General features: G+C 42.5%; 14 protein-coding genes. 5 read left to right on the top strand and 9 right to left on the bottom strand.

All coding sequences use genetic code 11. The features are described 5' to 3' along the window. Positions 1 to 409: 409 nt before the first annotated feature. Complete coding sequence (locus O9X84_RS00070) at positions 410 to 1576, top strand: DUF418 domain-containing protein (RefSeq protein ID WP_269517439.1); 1167 nt, start codon at positions 410 to 412, stop codon at positions 1574 to 1576. Here O9X84_RS00070 and O9X84_RS00065 read toward each other — a convergent pair. From O9X84_RS00065 to tkt, 5 genes are all read right to left on the bottom strand, one after another. After that, positions 1554 to 3725: an alpha/beta hydrolase family protein gene (locus tag O9X84_RS00065; RefSeq protein ID WP_269517438.1), complete on the bottom strand. Its 2172-nt coding sequence runs from the start codon at positions 3723 to 3725 to the stop codon at positions 1554 to 1556. The two genes, O9X84_RS00070 and O9X84_RS00065, sit on opposite strands and share 23 nt — an antisense overlap. A gap of 423 nt (positions 3726 to 4148) precedes the next feature. Beyond that, on the bottom strand, positions 4149 to 5048 hold the full coding sequence (locus O9X84_RS00060; protein WP_269517437.1) for a fructose bisphosphate aldolase: 900 nt from the start codon (positions 5046 to 5048) through the stop codon (positions 4149 to 4151). 312 nt (positions 5049 to 5360) lie between these two features. Beyond that, a complete protein-coding gene (locus O9X84_RS00055) occupies positions 5361 to 6536 on the bottom strand; it encodes a phosphoglycerate kinase (protein ID WP_269517436.1) in 1176 nt (391 codons plus the stop codon). Positions 6537 to 6628: 92 nt separating this feature from the next. Beyond that, complete coding sequence (epd, locus tag O9X84_RS00050) at positions 6629 to 7639, bottom strand: erythrose-4-phosphate dehydrogenase (protein WP_269517435.1); 1011 nt, start codon at positions 7637 to 7639, stop codon at positions 6629 to 6631. 17 nt (positions 7640 to 7656) lie between these two features. Then, positions 7657 to 9648, bottom strand: coding sequence for a transketolase (gene tkt, locus O9X84_RS00045; RefSeq protein ID WP_269517434.1), 1992 nt, complete (start codon positions 9646 to 9648; stop codon positions 7657 to 7659). A 407-nt stretch (positions 9649 to 10055) separates the two neighbouring features. Between tkt and metK the strand changes: the two genes are divergently transcribed. Both metK and O9X84_RS00035 read left to right on the top strand, forming a co-directional pair. Further along, positions 10056 to 11201 (top strand): methionine adenosyltransferase, encoded by a 1146-nt coding sequence (metK, locus tag O9X84_RS00040; RefSeq protein ID WP_269517433.1) that lies wholly within the window; start codon positions 10056 to 10058, stop codon positions 11199 to 11201. A 378-nt stretch (positions 11202 to 11579) separates the two neighbouring features. Then, positions 11580 to 12056 (top strand): hypothetical protein, encoded by a 477-nt coding sequence (locus O9X84_RS00035; RefSeq protein ID WP_269517432.1) that lies wholly within the window; start codon positions 11580 to 11582, stop codon positions 12054 to 12056. A gap of 85 nt (positions 12057 to 12141) precedes the next feature. Here O9X84_RS00035 and O9X84_RS00030 read toward each other — a convergent pair whose 3' ends face one another. Further along, on the bottom strand, positions 12142 to 12663 hold the full coding sequence (locus tag O9X84_RS00030) for a 3'-5' exonuclease (RefSeq protein ID WP_269517430.1): 522 nt from the start codon (positions 12661 to 12663) through the stop codon (positions 12142 to 12144). 355 nt (positions 12664 to 13018) lie between these two features. Here O9X84_RS00030 and O9X84_RS00025 point away from each other — a divergent pair, with 355 nt between their 5' ends. Next, positions 13019 to 13762 carry a substrate-binding periplasmic protein gene (locus O9X84_RS00025; protein WP_442864480.1) on the top strand — a complete coding sequence of 248 codons (744 nt, stop codon included), beginning with the start codon at positions 13019 to 13021 and terminating at the stop codon, positions 13760 to 13762. A 335-nt stretch (positions 13763 to 14097) separates the two neighbouring features. Here the strand turns inward: O9X84_RS00025 and O9X84_RS00020 are convergent, their stop codons facing one another. From O9X84_RS00020 to O9X84_RS00010, 3 genes are all read right to left on the bottom strand, one after another. Next, entirely contained in the window at positions 14098 to 14421 is a 324-nt protein-coding gene (locus O9X84_RS00020) for a helix-turn-helix domain-containing protein (protein ID WP_269517429.1), read from the bottom strand. 389 nt (positions 14422 to 14810) lie between these two features. Beyond that, positions 14811 to 16214, bottom strand: coding sequence for a restriction endonuclease (locus tag O9X84_RS00015; RefSeq protein WP_269517428.1), 1404 nt, complete (start codon positions 16212 to 16214; stop codon positions 14811 to 14813). A 54-nt stretch (positions 16215 to 16268) separates the two neighbouring features. After that, positions 16269 to 16880, bottom strand: a complete 612-nt coding sequence (locus tag O9X84_RS00010; protein ID WP_269517427.1) for a recombinase family protein — start codon at positions 16878 to 16880, stop codon at positions 16269 to 16271. 596 nt (positions 16881 to 17476) lie between these two features. Here O9X84_RS00010 and O9X84_RS00005 point away from each other — a divergent pair. Further along, positions 17477 to 18097, top strand: a complete 621-nt coding sequence (locus tag O9X84_RS00005; RefSeq protein WP_269517426.1) for a hypothetical protein — start codon at positions 17477 to 17479, stop codon at positions 18095 to 18097. The last annotated feature ends 250 nt before the right edge of the window (positions 18098 to 18347 follow it).

Here is an 18347-nt window from a genome sequence, read left to right as displayed (position 1 = left end):
AATATGAGCTAACAGAAGGCTGTCTGTCTATTAACTTCATACTGTACAACGTAAGATGAACAAAAAATAGACACTATTTTTTTAAATCATCTTGAGACCTTTCTACTTTTACAATCATTGGCGATGGTTTTGCTGCTATACCGCGAGATGATTCAAGTATTTCGTTAAATGTCATATCTATCATCTGAAATTTAAACGCTGAATCAATTTAACGAATAACAGACCCAGCATTGATCTTGCTGCATGTTGTGGTGAATACATTCCAGAAAGGTCATAGGCGCAACACAAATAAACGTTTCGATACATTTTTCATTTCGATTTTATTTAGCAGACTCGCTACACTGCTGTAACTCCAAACTGCTATGGCTCTAAATTAATGGCACTCCATCTTCTTTTACAAGGAATGTAAATGCGAATTCATTCAATAGACGCCATTCGAGGCCTAGCTATCCTCGGTATACTCTTTTTAAATATTACGTTTCACCAAAATTTTTACACTGGCTACGCGTTTTTTGAAGAACCGCTTTTATCTGATGACATCATTTCGCTAGTTAATGCCCTTTTCTTAGATGGAAGATTCCGTTCGTTATTTTGCTTGCTCTTTGGCGCAGGCTTGGCTATTCAGTTTGAACACTGCCAATCGCGAGGATACGACTTTTTAACGTTTGCTAAATCTCGATTAAAGTGGCTTTTTGTATTTGGACTGCTGCACGGCGTATTCATTTTTGGTGGCGATATTCTGCTGTATTACAGTATTTGTGCATTTTTAATTCTAAAGAATTTTTCCCTTAGCCAAGGCGATCTGAAGAAGAAAAGCCTCACTTACTTAGTAATTGGCAGTGTTATTATGCTCGCCGCTGGCGTGATATCAGCATTTTTTTTCGACTTCGGCGGCGAACTTCCACTTAGAGCCAGTGAGGTTTACAGCGAAGAAGTGGCGCAGTGGCAGAGCAGCTATTTATTCCAAATTGAAACACAAGCTACCTTTCAGATAATTAGTATTATTGCCGCCCCATTTACTATGTTTTGGCAATCTATGGGGCTTATGATGTTCGGCGCCTACCTTTACCGAAATGGCTTTTTTAACAAAGGCTTTTCTTCAGCGGCGTTTATAAAGATAGCCGCCATTGCAATAGTGACATCCATCGCCACTACCCTTCCTCTGATATTGATTGAGCAAGTGACAGCAGACTTAACACCGCTGCTGTCGAGTGTCGCCGCTATTTTTTGCGCGTTGGTTTACGCTCATTTATTCGTTAAGGTAAAAAATACAGCAGCGTGGTGGTATCAGTCGCTAGTTAACTGCGGAAAAGTGGCGTTTACGCTATACCTCACTCAATCAATTGCGATGGCGGTGCTCTTTCGAATAGTCATGCCTGCGTACTTCCCTGACTTTGCCTTTACAGTCACCTTGCTCGATTTGCTTATTATTACGTTAGCCTTTACTGCTATTCAGATAGTGCTGGCGAATGTAATGGCTAAGCACCTCCGCCAAGGCCCTTTTGAAGCCCTTTGGCGAAAGTTGTATTTGCGCAGTTTTTATAAGAAGCGCTCTAGAGCGAATCTGGCGTTGTAACCTCATCATCACCGCTGTACTTTTTAAACCACGCTAAGATATTTTCTACCTTGGCAATCATTCGCGACGGTTTTGCTGCGATACCGTGAGACGATTCAGGTACTTTTACCAGTACTGAATCTACTTTCTGAATTTTAAGCGCTTGATAAAACTGCTCAGTTTCAGACATAGGAGTACGTTTATCATTCACCCCTGTAATGAGCATGGTAGGCGTTGTAACATTGCCAACTAGCGAGAGTGGCGAGCGCTTCCAATAATGCTCTACGTTGTCCCACGGCTTGCCTGGGAACTGAAAAGGTATTTGGTAAAGCCCCGAGTCAGCGGTAAGCACTTTAGACAGCCAATTAATAACAGGCTTTGCCACTACCGCGGCTTTAAACCTATCCGTTAGGCCAATGGCATAAGCAGACGCAATTCCTCCGGCTGAACCACCGGTGATGTAAAGCTTTTCAGGGTCGGCAATGCCTTTTTCAATGAGCGCATCAACGCCAGACATGTGGTCAGCAAAGTCATACTTTGAGCTGTACTTACCTTGAAGTAACAACGCAAAACGCTCTCCATAGCCAGTGCTACCTCTATGATTATCGTAAAACACCACGTAGCCTTCGGCCGCCATTCGCTGTAACTCTGCCGTAAACACTGGGCCATAGGCTAAATTTGGACCGCCATGAATTTCTAAAATGAGTGGGTAGCTTTTACTGCTGTCGTAATCTGGTGGAAGAATATACCAGCCCTGGATTTCTTCTCCATCTATTGAAGACGTGTAAACAATCTCTTTCACCTCACCCAACGTTTTGTGGCCAAGCACATCTTCATTCAGCGATGTTAGTTGGCGCTCATCATCGTTAGTAACATACAAGTCAGCAGGTCTGTTAGTAGTACCTTTTGTGTAGGCAATAACATCACCCGCGGCGTGGAAAGTGGCAAAAACGTATGGCCGGCCTAATGTAGTGCCCCCTAACCCAGATGCCATATTGGTTACTTTACCCGATAGCGACACACTATCGACTTGCGCTAGGCCTCTTATCGACTGCTGAAAATAGATGTTCTTGTTATCTTTCCATACAAAGTTGGACACAGAATTGTCAATGGTTTCAGTGAGATTTTTATGCTCTGTACCATCGGCATTCATCACATACAAATACGTATTTTTATACATGACTTTTTCATCGCTTCTGCGCTCATAAGCCACATATTTACCATTAGGCGATACAACCGGTGACGCTTCACGACCTTTAAAACTGGTTAGTTGCTCGATATGCCCCTGCATGTCTACCGTATAAATATCTGCCTCTATTGGCTCATATTCCCAGTTGCTGCTTCGATTGGCTGAGAAATAAATTTTTGCGCCGTCATGAGAAAAGCTTAAGCTTCCGCGGTGGTGATAATCCCCCGAGGTAAGCTGCCTTGCGGTACCGCCTTGTGATGGCACGACGAATATATGTGTGTACGCTGGCTCTAATACGCCTCTTCCGTCGGCCTGGTAACGTGCTTTAGTAATATATTCAAAGCTTGGAGACCAGCTGGCCCCTTTCGGTTTTTTAGGCATATTCACTTTCAGCGGCTTTTCTTCGGCATCGACGCTCATAGTAAATGCAATGTGCTTTCCATCAGGCGACCAGGTAATGGAACTAGGGGAAGAGGTGACATTGGTAACAAGAGCCGTTTGCCCTGTATCCATCCAGCGCACATAAAGCTGTGGCTTTCCTTCTTCGTTAGACAAATACGCCAAACGTTTTCCATCAGGGGACCAGCGCGGCGAGTAGTAATTATGCTTAGACGATAGTAAAGGCCGGTTGTTACTACCATCGACACTGGCAAGCCAGATATTAGCACGCGTGCTATCAGACATAATGTTACTAGAGCGACGCACGTAGACCACCTGCTTTTTATCTGGCGATACCTGTGCTTCGCTCACATACTCCAAATTGAAAATATCTTCTGACGCAAAGTGGTGAGCCTTGCTGGATGCTGGTGATGTTGGCGTCGAATTCACAGTGCTAGTGTCTTCTTGGGCCACGCTGGTCGCGGGAAGTAACGTACTCAGCAAAGAAGTACCTAAGGAAAATACTATGGCCGTAGAAATGCGGCCTGTAGAAAATGATTTCTTGGTTGTTTTGCGATGTGGGTGTAAATAATGTGCTGTCATTGTTGCCCTATTCTTTTTTTATTTTTGATCTTCAAACTTGTTCAGCCCACATACTAGCGCAATCAAACGCCATGAAGATAAAGCGGGGTTAAATATGCGGCCACTCACTCGATTTAGTCGATAAAATGTACATACTTTCAAGACAAACTGTTCTTTATTTAACGTTGTAAACCGCGTTTGCTGCGATTTAAGCTCAGCGCTTTCTTTGCTCTTTGTGCAATTGTAGCGTCTATTTTTAAGCAAAGGCTAACCGTATACGAAGGAGGAATATTGAACAAGTAGATGACATGGTATTTTAGAACGGCTTACGTACACCAAAATACTGATATAAAAAAGGAGAGCTAGGCTCTCCTTCTAATAGCGTCTTGTTAGCAGTGCTTTTCTGCTTAGCACAACAAAGCAAATCCCGCTCAAAGCGCTAACCTAAGATTTAGATGCAGTATAAATACCGTCAATAGCAGTATCGAGTAGTGCTTCAAATTCTTCTTTGGACTGCTTGGCAGAGGTACCCTCGGTAAGTGCGCGAGAGAAGCTTGCGATCATGCCTTGGTTTTCTGACAACTTTGCATTAGCGTCGTTGCGAGTATAACCGCCAGAAAGGGCTACTACTTTCAATACACGTGGGTGGTCTACTAACTCTTTGTAGAAGTTGGCGTGGTCAGGCAATGTTAGCTTTAACATCACCTCTTGCCCTTCACTTAACAAGTTAAGCTGGGTAAGGATTTCAAGCTTAAGGAGTGCTTCAGCTTCGGCTTTCTGCGGGCTGTGAATATCAACCTCTGGCTCGATAATAGGCACAAGTCCTGCGGCAAGAATTTGCTTACCTACTTCGAATTGCTGCTCGACAACGGCTTTAATACCCTGCTGGTTAGCTAGCTTTACTACGCTTCGCATTTTAGTACCAAACACGTCTTGCGCCACGGCCTTCGCTAGCAATGCGTCAAGTTCTGGCATCGGCTTCATGAGCTGTACGCCATCGCTTTCTTCTTGAAGCCCTTTGTCTACCTTCAAAAACGGAATAACACGCTTCTTCTGCCACAAATAGTGAGCAGTGGACATGCCTTCAATTTCTCTATCTAAGGTATTTTCAAACAAGATAGCGCCTAAAACGCGCTCGCCACTGAAAGGAGCACTAGTAATAATACGAGTGCGCATGTCGTGTACAAGGTTGAACATTTCTTCGTCTGAACTGTATTGTGACTCTTCGATACCGTAAAGACGTAGCGCTTTCGGTGTACTGCCGCCGCTTTGATCTAGCGCTGCAATAAAACCGATTTGTGTGTTGAGTTTATCCAGCATAGATTGCTGAGCTTGTGATGCCATTGCAACACTCCTTTTGTATTGTTCTGCCTATACGACAGCTGTAGGGTTTATAGTTATTTCGTCAGCAAACATCACTGTAAAGCTAACCAGTTCTTATTCACAAAGAACCTTTTTCAAAAATTGTTTTTCGAAAAGCGCCGTTTTCAAAGAAGGTTGCTCTTTAAAAAGCGGCATTTTTGAAAGGCGCTTACCTACACCATGTTATTGCTGTTTTCAGTATAGGTAAGCACCGGTAGCATACTAGGCGCTATTACTTACGTTATAGTTTCAAGTTAATTAATTTGATTAGCTAACTTGAGGCAACGACAGCGCTTATTTATTTTTTTCTTCTAGTATCGCTACGGCAGGCAGTGTTTTTCCTTCAAGAAACTCAAGGAATGCACCACCGCCTGTTGATATGTAAGAGACCTTATCGGCAATCCCATACTTATCGACTGCTGCAAGTGTATCACCGCCCCCTGCAATAGAGAATGCGTCACTTGCTGCAATTGCCTCAGACAGGGCTTTCGTACCTGCACTGAACTGTTCAAATTCAAATACACCGACTGGGCCATTCCACACAATGGTGCCCGCATTTTTAATAATGCTTTCCAAAGCTTTCGATGAGTCTGGGCCAATATCAAAAATCATATCTTCATCAGTGACCTCAGACACATGCTTTAACGTGGCCTCAGTATTTTCATCAAACGCTGCACCTACCACTACATCGGTTGGCACAGGAATGTTTCCGCCATTGGCCTGGGCGTTGTTCATTAGCTGAGTAGCTTGTTCCGTCAGGTCCATCTCAACCAGCGACTTACCTACATTGTGGCCCTGGGCAGCAATAAATGTATTTGCTATACCGCCACCTACAATGAGCTGGTCAACCTTTTCTGCCAGTGTTTTTAATACGGTTAGCTTAGTCGATACTTTTGATCCGCCAACAATAGCCACCATTGGACGCTTAGGATTATCTAGCGCTTTACCTAGTGCATCGAGTTCGGCAGCTAAAAGCGGCCCGGCACATGCTTGAGTAGCAAATTTTGCTACACCATGTGTGGAAGCTTGTGCACGGTGAGCCGTACCAAATGCATCCATCACAAAAATATCGCACAGTGCAGCATATTGTTTGGAAAGGGTTTCGTCGTCTTTCTTCTCGCCTTCATTAAAGCGTACGTTTTCTAAGATCACTAGCTCGCCATCGTTTAGTTCAACACCGTCTAGGTAATCTTTAACAAGCTTTACAGGTACATCGAGGGCGTCGTTTAAATAGTCGACAACTGGTTGGAGTGAAAACTCTTCTGCCGGCTCGCCTTCAGTTGGGCGGCCAAGGTGAGACATCACCATAACGGCAGCTCCAGCATCAAGCGCTGCTTTAATGGTTGGAATTGATGCTTTAATGCGAGCATCGGAGGTTACTTTGCCGTTTTTAACCGGTACGTTTAAATCTTGTCTAATGAGAACACGCTGGCCGTGCAAGGCCATATCATTCATACTTGGAATTGGCATCATCTTTCCTATGTTAATTTAAAAATGTTGTCATTCATTAACGTGTGAAAGCTGCGCGGGTTGGTGCCACCAACCCTGGCAGCATTTACGATTCATTTTGCTTCAAACATCACTTTGGCTGTGTCTAGCATTCGATTTGCAAAGCCCCATTCATTGTCACACCACACCAGAGTTTTAACTAACTGCTTATGGCTTACGCGAGTTTGTGTGCCATCTACAATACACGAGTGTGGGTCGTGATTGAAATCTACTGATACCAGAGGCTCTTCGGTGTAGTCTAAAATTCCCTGCAAGCGACCGTCTTTTGCGTTTCGCAATGCTTGGTTAACTTGGTCGATAGATACTTCACTTTTAAGGCTAACGCTTAAATCCATCGCGGTGACGTTGATGGTAGGTACCCTTACCGCTATTGCTTCGAACTTGCCGGCAAATTTGGGTAAAATACGTTCAATACCCGCCGCCAAGCGCGTATCTACAGGAATGATAGATTGGCTTGCAGCCCGAGTTCGACGTAAATCTTCATGGTATGCATCGATGACCTGCTGATCATGCATTGATGCATGAATGGTGGTAATTGTGCCACTTAGTACGCCAAATGCTGCATCGAGAGCCTGAATTACAGGGACAATACAATTTGTGGTGCACGAGCCGTTAGAGACTAATTTATGGTCACTGGTTAAGGTATCTTCGTTAGTACCGAAAATGACTGTGTTGTCTAAATCGGGAGAACCAGGAGATGAAAACAGCACTTTTTTAGCACCCGCATCGAGATGAAACTGCCCTGAAGCTCGATCATCAAATTTACCTGTACATTCAAGTACAATGTCTACACCTAAAGTGTCCCAAGGCAAGTTGCTAATATCGGCTTCAGCAAGCAGTTGAATGTCATCGCCTGCTACCGTCAACGTTTTATCTTTCAAGGCCACATCGAAACGAAACCGCCCGTGGGCGGTATCGTATTTTAGTAAATGTGCTATGCCTTCGGGCTTAGCAATGTCGTTAATGGCCACAACATTAAACTCGTTATTACGCCCACTCTCGTAAAGTGCGCGTAATACGTTGCGACCAATTCGACCAAACCCATTTATGGCAATATTTACCATTGGCTTTTATTTACCTCTTACAGAGACAGCGCGGCCTCTACGACGGCGTCGGTAGTAATACCAAAGTGCTTGAACAGGTCGCCCGCAGGTGCCGATTCGCCAAAGGTATCCATACCGATAATAGCGCCATTAAGGCCAACATATTTGTACCAGCTATCTTTTGACAGTGCTTCAACCGCTACACGCTTGGTCACTGAAGAAGGCAGTACGCTCTCTCGGTAGTCTTTCGACTGACGATCGAACACATCAGTCGATGGCATTGATACCACGCGCACGGCCTTGCCTTGCTCGGTTAATGCAGCGGCGGCTTCTACTGCCAACTGAACTTCAGAACCCGTAGCAATAAGAATAATTTCAGGCGTGCTGTCACTATCGATAAGTACGTAGCCACCTTTCGCAATATCAGCCACTTGCTGTGAGGTTCTTTCTTGCTGCGCTAAACCTTGGCGCGTAAATATAAGTGTGGTTGGGCCGTCAGTACGCTCGATTGCCGATTTCCACGACACCGCTGATTCAACTTGGTCGCAAGGACGCCAGTTATCAAGATTCGGTGTAGAGCGAAGCGCAACCACTTGCTCAACAGGTTGGTGAGTTGGGCCATCTTCGCCCAAGCCAATTGAGTCGTGTGTGTACACAAAAATAGCAGGCTGCTTCATTAGTGCTGCCATGCGCACTGCGTTACGTGCGTATTCCATAAACATCAAGAATGTTGCACCGTATGCTTTAAAACCGCCGTGTAGCGTAATGCCATTCATCATGGCAGACATACCAAACTCGCGTACACCGTAGTAAACATAGTTACCCGATGCATCGTTAGCTTCAACGCCTTTACTGCCTTCCCAAATTGTTAGGTTAGAGCCTGCAAGGTCAGCAGAGCCGCCTAACAGTTCTGGCAACAATGGACCAAACGCATTCAGCGCATTTTGAGAGGCTTTACGCGACGCAATGTTTTGCGGATTCGCTTGCAACTCTGCAATGATTGCATCTGCTTTGTCACTGAAATCAACTGGCAGTTCACCGTTAACTCGGCGCTTAAATTCTGCGGCTAGTTCAGGGTATGCGGCTTCATAAGCTGCAAAAGCATCGTTCCATGCCGACTCTGCTTCACCGCCCTTGCCTTTGCCATCCCACTGAGCGTAAATGTCATCAGGAATGTCAAACGCGCCGTGCTTCCAGCCTAGCTTTTCACGTGTTGCAACAATTTCATCATCACCTAATGGTGCACCGTGACAAGACTCAGTACCTTCTTTGTTTGGAGAACCAAAACCGATGGTCGTTTTACAACAAATAAGGGTTGGCTTAGCGCTGTTTTCTTGCGCTTTTTCGATAGCGGCTTTAACTTGTTCTGCATCGTGACCGTCTACACCTTCAATCACATCCCAGCCGTAGCTTTTAAAGCGTGCTGGCGTGTCGTCGGTAAACCAACCTTCAACTTCACCGTCAATTGAAATGCCGTTGTCATCCCAAAACGCGATAAGTTTGCCTAAACCTAAGGTACCTGCAAGAGAACATGTTTCGTGTGAGATACCTTCCATTAAGCAGCCATCGCCAAGGAATGTATAAGTGTAATGATCAACAATGTCGTGACCATCGCGGTTAAACTGAGCCGCAAGTACTTTTTCAGCTAGCGCCATACCGACGGCATTGCTCACGCCTTGGCCTAGTGGGCCTGTGGTGGTTTCTACACCAGGTGCATAACCATATTCTGGGTGACCCGGGGTTTTAGAATGCAACTGGCGGAAGTTTTTAAGCTCTTCAATGGGCAGTTCGTAACCCGATAGATGAAGCAGTGAATATAACAGCATTGACCCATGACCGTTCGAAAGCACGAAGCGATCGCGGTTAGCCCATGATGGGTTAGCTGGATTATGGGATAAAAAGTCCTGCCATAATACTTGAGCAATGTCGGCCATCCCCATTGGGGCGCCTGGGTGACCTGATTTAGCTTGTTGAACCGCATCCATACTTAATGCACGGATAGCATTGGCGAGTTCGCGACGAGAGGGCATGTTATCTCCTGGTTATAATTCGTATCTAAGCGAGCGTGGAGGTAAGTCACACATTCGACTTAAGCTCTGCTTTTTAATGTACGTTTGAATGTAGCGTTATTCTTACCCATGCCACCGCACAGTTCAATGGGTTTATAATGCCAAAAGCGAAACTACTCACAAAAAATGGTCTATTAAGCAAAACACACGTAAATGCTCATTGATAAAACACAAATTTGTATGTCCGTACTCGACGTTGATTGGTCTCAATACTTAACCAAAAAAGAGAAACTGATCGGTAAATGTCAACAAATCGTAACGGTTTAGAGCCACGAGACTTTTAGACGTCTAGAAGTAAAGACTGGTATTTATAACTTGATTTAGTACAATACAAACAATTTCGATAATTAAATGCAAACGGAGTACACATGGCCACGAATCTATTCACTTCTGAATCGGTTTCTGAAGGACATCCGGATAAAATCGCTGACCAAATTTCAGATGCAGTGCTTGACGCTATATTAGAGCAAGACTCTCGGGCACGTGTTGCCTGCGAAACCTATGTAAAAACAGGTATGGTTTTGGTTGGCGGTGAAGTTACCACGTCAGCGTGGGTTGATATTGAAGAAATCACTCGAAATACAGTGAAAGAAATTGGTTATACGCATTCTGATATGGGTTTTGACGCTGATTCGTGCGCCGTGCTTAACGCTATTGGTAAGCAGTCTCCCGATATTAATCAGGGTGTAGACCGCGCCAGCTTAGAAGAGCAAGGTGCAGGCGACCAAGGTTTAATGTTTGGTTACGCCAGTGACGAAACCGACGTGCTTATGCCAGCGCCGATTACTTACTCGCACCGTTTAGTACAAAAGCAAGCTGAAGTACGCAAATCGGGAAAACTTGATTGGCTGCGTCCTGACGCGAAAAGTCAGATCACGTTCAAATACGAAAATGACAAGCCTGTTGGCATTGATGCGGTAGTGTTATCAACACAGCATTGCGACTCAGTGTCTACTGAAACCGTTCGCGAAGCTGTCATGGAAGAGATAATTAAACCCGTTCTGCCAAGCGAATGGATTGATGGAAATACCCAATTTCACATTAACCCAACCGGTCGATTTGTTATTGGTGGCCCAATGGGCGACTGTGGTTTAACCGGCCGCAAGATCATTGTTGATACCTACGGCGGTATGGCACGCCACGGTGGTGGTGCATTCTCAGGAAAAGATCCATCAAAAGTTGACCGCAGTGCTGCTTACGCTGGACGTTATGTAGCGAAGAATATTGTAGCGGCAGGGTTAGCCAAGCGTTGTGAAATTCAAATTTCGTACGCTATCGGCGTTGCGCAGCCTACCTCTATCAGCATCGATACGTTTGGTACCGGCGTGGTTGATGAAAAAACATTGGTTGCACTAGTGCGCGAACATTTTGACCTTCGCCCGTACGGCCTAATTAAAATGTTAGACCTTGAGCGTCCAATTTACCGTGCAACTGCGGCCTACGGTCACTTTGGTCGTGAAGCTTTCCCTTGGGAAGCGACTGACAAAGCCGAAGCGCTTAAAGCATCGGTTTAGTTAAATAAATAAGGGCGTGTTAGCGCCGCTAAAAAGCCCTCGTTAATGCGAAAAGCATATTTATAGCGGGGGCTTTTTGTTTTTTAAGTAAAAGAATTTGCGTTAAGTATTTTAAATGCATTTCCGTAAGCTGCATTTTTGTCTATGCTTAGATAAAAGCTATTTATGCTTTAATAGTTAGCCAATTAATAAGTAGCGGTTAAATAAGTAGCTATAAAAATACCTACTGCATCAGCGTGATACCGTAGACGCCGATAAGCAGTGCCATAATAAGATTGTTGAGTAAAGAGTGGCGTTTTTATTCTCTGAATTCAGGCCTTATACCAGTCCGCATAGATAATTACCCTCTCAGCGAGATTGACACTTTAAGTGAGACACATGACAACCAAGCGCTTCTACGTTTTATTGCTACTATGCGGACTCTGTTTTGCCGCTAGCAATGCGAGTGCGCGTGAAAGAAGTGTAGAATCTAACTTTGGCCCCATTCATTTTAAAAGCGCAAAGATGGCAAACTGGCAGCTGAAAAGCCGCTTCAGACCACATTCCACCACGGAAACCCATCAGTACGACAGTAGCTTTACTTACCCCGCCGGTTCGCAAACGTTTGTGAGTGCCAAACGCAGTTTTAATACGCGCTTACCTCAGCATCTTTACGCCACGTACAATACGAAAAACACGGCATTTAGTCATTATGCTGAGTGGCTGTATGTTCCAACAGATATAGGCACGTTTACCCGATTAGGATGGCTTTTAGGCGATAATAAAGGCTTAAACATGGCAGTAGAAATTGAACATCGACAGGTTGGAGAAGAAGAAAACATGGCACTTTCTCTAGGTGTGCATTACCTCTTTTAAGGGGTTGTGTTTCAAAGGTAGGCTCTTAGTTCGTTTTGGCTTTATTTGTCTTCGCTTATTTGTTCGGCCCTTATTTGTTTTGCCCTTATTTACTTTGTTTGGGCGACTGGTGAGTCTTAATCTGAGTTTGTATAAACGTTTGCTGAATTAAATAGGCGTCGGCACTAGCTCTATGTCGCTGGGTATCTAAATTAACTGATAAATCATCCTTCACCTCATGCCACATGTTCATCTGCGGCTCGCTCAAAATGTATTCCATTGCCCTGCACGTAAACGTCATCTCAACCTGAGCGGCGCTAAACAGCTTAATCAGCCATGGGTTATCAACCACCCAACCGTCACTGTATACAATGGTATTGCCTAAAAAGTGATTAAGCTCGTGACACACTCTCACAGGCTCGACTCCGCGAGTGTGAAGCATCTCTCTTGTTATACCGTGCAGTTGTTCGGCTTTGTCATCCCAGTGGAGCCACGAATCAAACGGGCGGATCAATTTACACCACTTTGCACCATCATAGCGCACGATGCCGACTTCAATGGGGTAACTCGCCGCCCCAAAACCACTTGCTTCAACATCGACGATAGAAGGGAGCCATCTATTTTGCACTTTTTCTCCGCATAATTAATTACTAGCACGTTATATTGCCCAAACACTGCACCTGTGTATTAAAGGGTAGCAGTACATTTTTCTTTTAGGCTACTAAAAGCAGACTTAGCCGAATATACGCACTTTTTCTTATTTTTTACTTCTAGCATCGCAATAGTAGAATCATGCCACTTTTCATCATCGTTAATTTGAACTACTCTGACCACATGGGTTGCGTTTAAAGCGCCCCGCTTATTAATAAACATTACCTAAAAACGTCTAAACAAACGATGCAAGCGCTGTTGATAGAATCTTTAATCTTCTTTATAAATGATGCAGTGTTTACGAGCGGCTTTTTACGATGTGGATGGACCCGGTGAAACGACGAATATATCGAATTTTAGTAAAGATGTTGCTGCTCTCGTTAGCCTCTTCAGCCTGTATTGCCAAAGAGTCGCTTAGGTATAACCTCGGCACTTCCGGTAGTTCAATTCCTTACGAAAATGCAGTTGATGACCTGCGCCCTGGCATAATGGTAGAACTGCTGCCGATGATAATGGAAGCTGCAGGGTTTAAAACCGAAAAAGTCATGCTATCTACAAAACGAGCCGCGCAAGCGTTTAGTAATGGGGCACTAGATTTTGACTTTTTCAGCCCAGAGTGGGTGCCATCAAATGAAGCAAACGGTAACTTTGTTTTCACCGACGCTATTATTGATGTGACAGAGTACTTTATTACCCTTCCAGAAAATGTGGATCGTTATCGCACTCGTAACCAAATTCGTAACGACAGCATTGTGGGTACCGTAGAAGGCTACGTTTATTTTGACGCTGATACCTTTACGCCACTCGCCTTTCAATCAGAAAGTGACCTCATATTGGCCTTGCGTAATCAACGGATAGAAGTGGCAATAATGGAAGAAGCTGTTGCTCGCTATTGGTCTGCTAAACACGGTGTTGAAATTAGCTTTGGCGCTATTCACACCAAAGGCTCCCTCGCCCTTCGTTTGCACAGCCGACATAAAGATAAAGTAGGTACGTTAAATAACGTGATACAGAAGTTAAGCGCTGAGGGGAAGATTCAATCAATAATCGACAAATACGCCGATTTCTCTATCTAACTGCCAGATAGCAGCTATCGGGCTATGTTTGCCAACGAGTTATTGTCTTGCTATTACCTTGCAAAGAAGCTTTTTAGAAGAGCGTTCACGAAAAGGTTAAATAAAGGCTTAATTGCCTTATCCCCGCGCAAAACGAATATGCCGACGAAAGTGGTAAACAACGTGACTACGTTGCTCACAAAAATAAAGGTGGAGTTGGCCGATAAGCCATGTGTTGTAAATTGAGGGTCTTATACTATCAAAGACTTACCTTCTGTCTAGAAGAAACTGTGAAACACTTGGTGTTACATAAAGTAAAAGAGCCCTCCCAGTCTCAAACTGCTTACTTTATGAGATTAATGCTTAGTGAGTATCTTTGCTGCTGAGTCAGGCTTTACAGGAATACATATTTTAACCCCGTTAAACCTATAGTGGTTGTAATCAAGCAGTCCCTTCTCACTCAAGCTATTTAATGCTTTGCTTATTTGAGGTTGATGGCACCCTAGTAATTCTGCTAGTTCCTCTTGAGAAGGTGTGTAGAGTTCTCCCCGACTTAGTGCGTCTTGGCTATTCATGTATAGCCACATATACAAGCGAAACTCTATTTTAGATAGCTCTGAGCATTTGATTAGGTCGATCCAAGATGATTCGATTGTCTTAATTTCTTTGATTTTTTTCATTTTTTTTCCTCTTGTATTAGACACAATAAATCCCACAAGGAATTAATTGTGTCAGATTTAGTTTATTGATTTTTTAATTGGTTGGTTTGTTTGTTTGTTTATATTTTGAGCGGGAGGGAAGCTCTAGAACTTGGCGAAGAAAACGCCTCTCTCTTTTACAACATACCACAGAATCATGAAAATACAAGCATTTTCTATGCCACTAGTTATAACTTGATAATTTTAAACGTAAAGTTTTCAAGGTAAGGGGGCGTACGCCTTTACCAAAGGTGCAAAATATCAGCAGAAAAGCCTATAAATCGCCAAATATCAAGCTTTAGTGAGCTAACGTCTTAAAAAGAGGCAAAGAAGTGTTAAAGCCATATCTCATCGGTTTCTAGGATAGTTGCTTATTCTTCGTCTATATGAATATCTATTAACTCCTGCAAGTAATCTAAGATTTTTTCATCAGTGAATAGCCTGATATCTAGATTTTCTGCATATTCCAATGTGTCTTCTTTTACATCGTTAAGTGTGAATAAGATTTTTTCATCGTAAGAAAGCTCATCAGTGAGCTTGAAAAGATAATCAATGTACGTTCGAAATACATAATCGTCATGACTAGCAAAGCATGCAACATAAGAACTGCAATCTTCGATATCAAAGACAAACATATTCTCACTGACAGCAGGCTCAAAAATACTTAAAAACTCGCTAGCATGCTGTTTAAGTCTTTCAGTTTCAGGTGATCTTAGCGACTCCATCATAGACTCATAAAGATCATCTTCATCATAAGCGACAGTCACAGAATTAGTATCACTTTCACCGAAAACATCTGTTATTTGTGAATGGTGCAATAATACGACACCAAGCTTTTCAGCGAGCATTCTTGCAGATTTAGTGAAGGAATTATTAGTGATTACTATTGCATAGTCTCCTTCATAGAATTGCTTAGCAGCTGCAACTTCTTGGACTGCTTTATTCCCTACTGGCCTAGAATAAAGTTTGCATTGAATTATGTAATTTTCGCCTGCGTAATCGGCTATCACGTCAGCCCCTTGATCACCACTTCCTTGAGTTACACGAGCCTCAGCACCTAACTTACTTATTGCCTCTGCGATAGCTTTCTCGTAATCGTATGGATCAATAATTGATGAGAGGTCTTCTGTTGGTGCTGAATCTTCGTTTTCAATGAATCTTTCAAGAGCAAAATCAATGGAATGGTCTAAAATACCGAATCCGTCATCATTATATAGGAGATTCAAATGCTTTCCGTACGGTAGGTAACGAGTTCTTGATTCATGTGTAGTATGTGCCTCAATATAACAATTGACACGATAAACATGTTTTTCAGCAAAACGTTCTAATTCATTAAACCAATGATCTATATTTAAATCCCCATATTCATCCCTGTAGATTAATTGAGAGCGTTTGCGAGCAAGGGGCTTGAAGTAGTCATTCTCGTAAAGAAAACCAAACAATAAGAAGCTTGTAAATACGTTATAAATTTGTTCTACAAGCGTCTGTTTTTCAAGCATTGCTCCATCAAGAAGACTATTAACGTTGTTAAAGCACTCTTTCAAGTCGGTTAAATATAGGTTTCTACCGTTTAACGCTACCTCAGAAGAAATGGCATTTTCGAGATCAGTTTTGATTTCACTGAAGTTATTATTTACTATCCTATTTTTGAAATCTCGATACTGTAGGTTACTATCCAACCCCTCTACTTTTTCCCTAAATGAGTTGAGTGTATCTTCCGATATCTCTGCAACGTTGGATAATTTTTTCGTTAACTTTGAAAAAAAACTTTTCATACCCGCTCCTTGAACTTGTTCATGTCTGAGATATTATAAGCCTCTCTACCGCTTCTATTGAGAACTTAACTCACGTCTCACACGATAAACGGTTGCAATTCCACAGTCTACGAGTTTAGAAACTTCTTCTGCTGTCATTCCCTTATCAGAGTACTTTTTAATATTATTTCGCAGGTCTTGATTCTTAGCTCGACCACCAACCCGTTTACCTTGTGCCTTTGCTTTCTTCATTCCTTGTCTTATTCTCTCTACACGCTTCTCTTGGTCTAATCTAGCCATTGTAGCCATAAGGTCGATAAGCATATTATTGATAACAGCCATGATGCTTCCTGTAATGCCCTCAGAGAAGTGTTCATATGTAGTTGGCAGATCCATAACCACCAGCTTTAATCTCTTCTCAGAGAGTCTTAGCTTTAGCGTATCGAAGTCCTCTTGTCTTAACCTTGACAGTCTATCTACTGACTCAACTAACAAAATCTCACCTTGTTGAGAATCCTGTAATAATCGATTCAACTGAGGTCTTTCTAGTTTTGTACCGCTACAGTTCTCACAATACGTTTCTACAACTTCTAAGTTTTTGCTGCTAGCAAATTCAAGAAGTGCTGACTCTGCCCTCTTACTATCTTGCTCTTTCGTTGACGCTCTGAGATATATTCTAGCTTCCATTATCATTTACCATTTAATTATTATCCCTTAATGATAATAAATCATTTAGGTTTAAATTCAAAGGTTGTGATAGAAAAATTAAAGAATTATCGTGCTCCGTTTCGTTATCGTAAAGCTATACCTTTTTGATAGTTTGTTAGAGGTAGGTTCTGTAAGGAGATTTTATAGCTAATTTTAAACATCGGAAACCTATTCAACTGTAAATATGTCACTGATATTAAATTAATTTAGCGTTCGATCATTTTTCTCAAAAGTGCTTGCATTCGATTTCTTTGTACCTTGTAGAACGCTGAAAAGTTAGTCCCTACTAACATAAAATCCTTTCCAAAATGAGTGGTAAGAAAACCACTAGATATTGGATTGCAATACAGCTAAAACCCCTCTATCTTGTGCCTTGTAGACAAGCGGATTCTTTTTTGCACAGCGCTAACTACATTATTATGCTTTCGGCATCGATTCGCATGATATTAAAATCGGCGCCCACGCAGTCAGAACAAAGGTTGGCGTGTGCTAGCTCAATATGATGAAGATTAACGTCTTGTTCTTTGGAACCGCATTATTTAAATATTAGTCATTTTTCAAGTTAAGGATCCACTTTGAGTTCGAGTAAAATCATTTCATCTACAAAATGGGTTTTAGGAACAATAATTCTTGGGGCTTTGGGAAGCGGTTTATGGGAATTGCTTATATCTGATCTATTTAGTTGGCTAAGTTTGACTTCTTTAGAGTTAGCGAGTCATATTTTTTCTGGATTCAGAGATGATTTATATAAAGGAGTGTCTGACGGAGCAGTAGTTTCTTTCTTAAAACTGCCTGCAACGCTCATTGCCATTGCAATGGTAATGGTACCTGTATTTTTGTTTTTAAGGATTTTCATACTGAGTTCTTTCTATCAAAATGATGATGAACAAGCTGAAAATGGTCAAAGTAAAAAAAGGTTTATTACTTCCAGAAGGTTTTTGGCCTCAACCATGGCAATCATAATTGTTACTTATTTTTCAATTGCTTTTCGTTATATATACACAGCAAAAGCAGCTAACTTTATTGAAAAATCAGTAGATATATTAGCTCCTCATATTTCTGTTGAGAAGCGATTAAATTTAATATCGAATTATAAATCAATTGTAGATTCGAGCGATTATATTAATGTCTATTCTGAACTAAGAAAATTAGAAAAAAAGCACCAAGTTACTCTTCCTGATTTTGAACCTATATAGAATGACTAACAATGTTTTAATGTTAACTAAGTCCAGTCGTAGGGCCCAATTAAGTGGGGCATAATAGCGAAGCTGCTCCCGCGTGCAGGCGTCCCAGCGACCTAAGGGAGTGGCTTGAACGCTTTGATAATCATTGAGCCTCCTCCCTATCAGCATAAACTAAGTTTATCCTAATAGGCGACCAAACCAAGGGAGAAAACTCAATGAACTTTTATACTAATACACATCCGTACTATTGTGGAATCGATCT

The organism is Alteromonas sp. BMJM2, from assembly GCF_027257845.1.
Classification (GTDB): Bacteria; Pseudomonadota; Gammaproteobacteria; order Enterobacterales; family Alteromonadaceae; genus Alteromonas.
This window is presented reverse-complemented; position numbering and strand designations above follow the sequence as displayed.

Coding starts and splice junctions, on each gene's coding strand:
- metK (WP_269517433.1), top strand. CDS start 10,056: ATGGCCACGAATCTATTCACTTCTGAATCGGTTTCTGAAGGACATCCG.
- O9X84_RS00015 (WP_269517428.1), bottom strand. CDS start 16,214: ATGAAAAGTTTTTTTTCAAAGTTAACGAAAAAATTATCCAACGTTGCA.
- O9X84_RS00010 (WP_269517427.1), bottom strand. CDS start 16,880: ATGGAAGCTAGAATATATCTCAGAGCGTCAACGAAAGAGCAAGATAGT.
- O9X84_RS00035 (WP_269517432.1), top strand. CDS start 11,580: ATGACAACCAAGCGCTTCTACGTTTTATTGCTACTATGCGGACTCTGT.
- O9X84_RS00070 (WP_269517439.1), top strand. CDS start 410: ATGCGAATTCATTCAATAGACGCCATTCGAGGCCTAGCTATCCTCGGT.
- O9X84_RS00055 (WP_269517436.1), bottom strand. CDS start 6,536: ATGCCAATTCCAAGTATGAATGATATGGCCTTGCACGGCCAGCGTGTT.
- O9X84_RS00020 (WP_269517429.1), bottom strand. CDS start 14,421: ATGAAAAAAATCAAAGAAATTAAGACAATCGAATCATCTTGGATCGAC.
- epd (WP_269517435.1), bottom strand. CDS start 7,639: ATGGTAAATATTGCCATAAATGGGTTTGGTCGAATTGGTCGCAACGTA.
- O9X84_RS00065 (WP_269517438.1), bottom strand. CDS start 3,725: ATGACAGCACATTATTTACACCCACATCGCAAAACAACCAAGAAATCA.
- tkt (WP_269517434.1), bottom strand. CDS start 9,648: ATGCCCTCTCGTCGCGAACTCGCCAATGCTATCCGTGCATTAAGTATG.
- O9X84_RS00060 (WP_269517437.1), bottom strand. CDS start 5,048: ATGGCATCACAAGCTCAGCAATCTATGCTGGATAAACTCAACACACAA.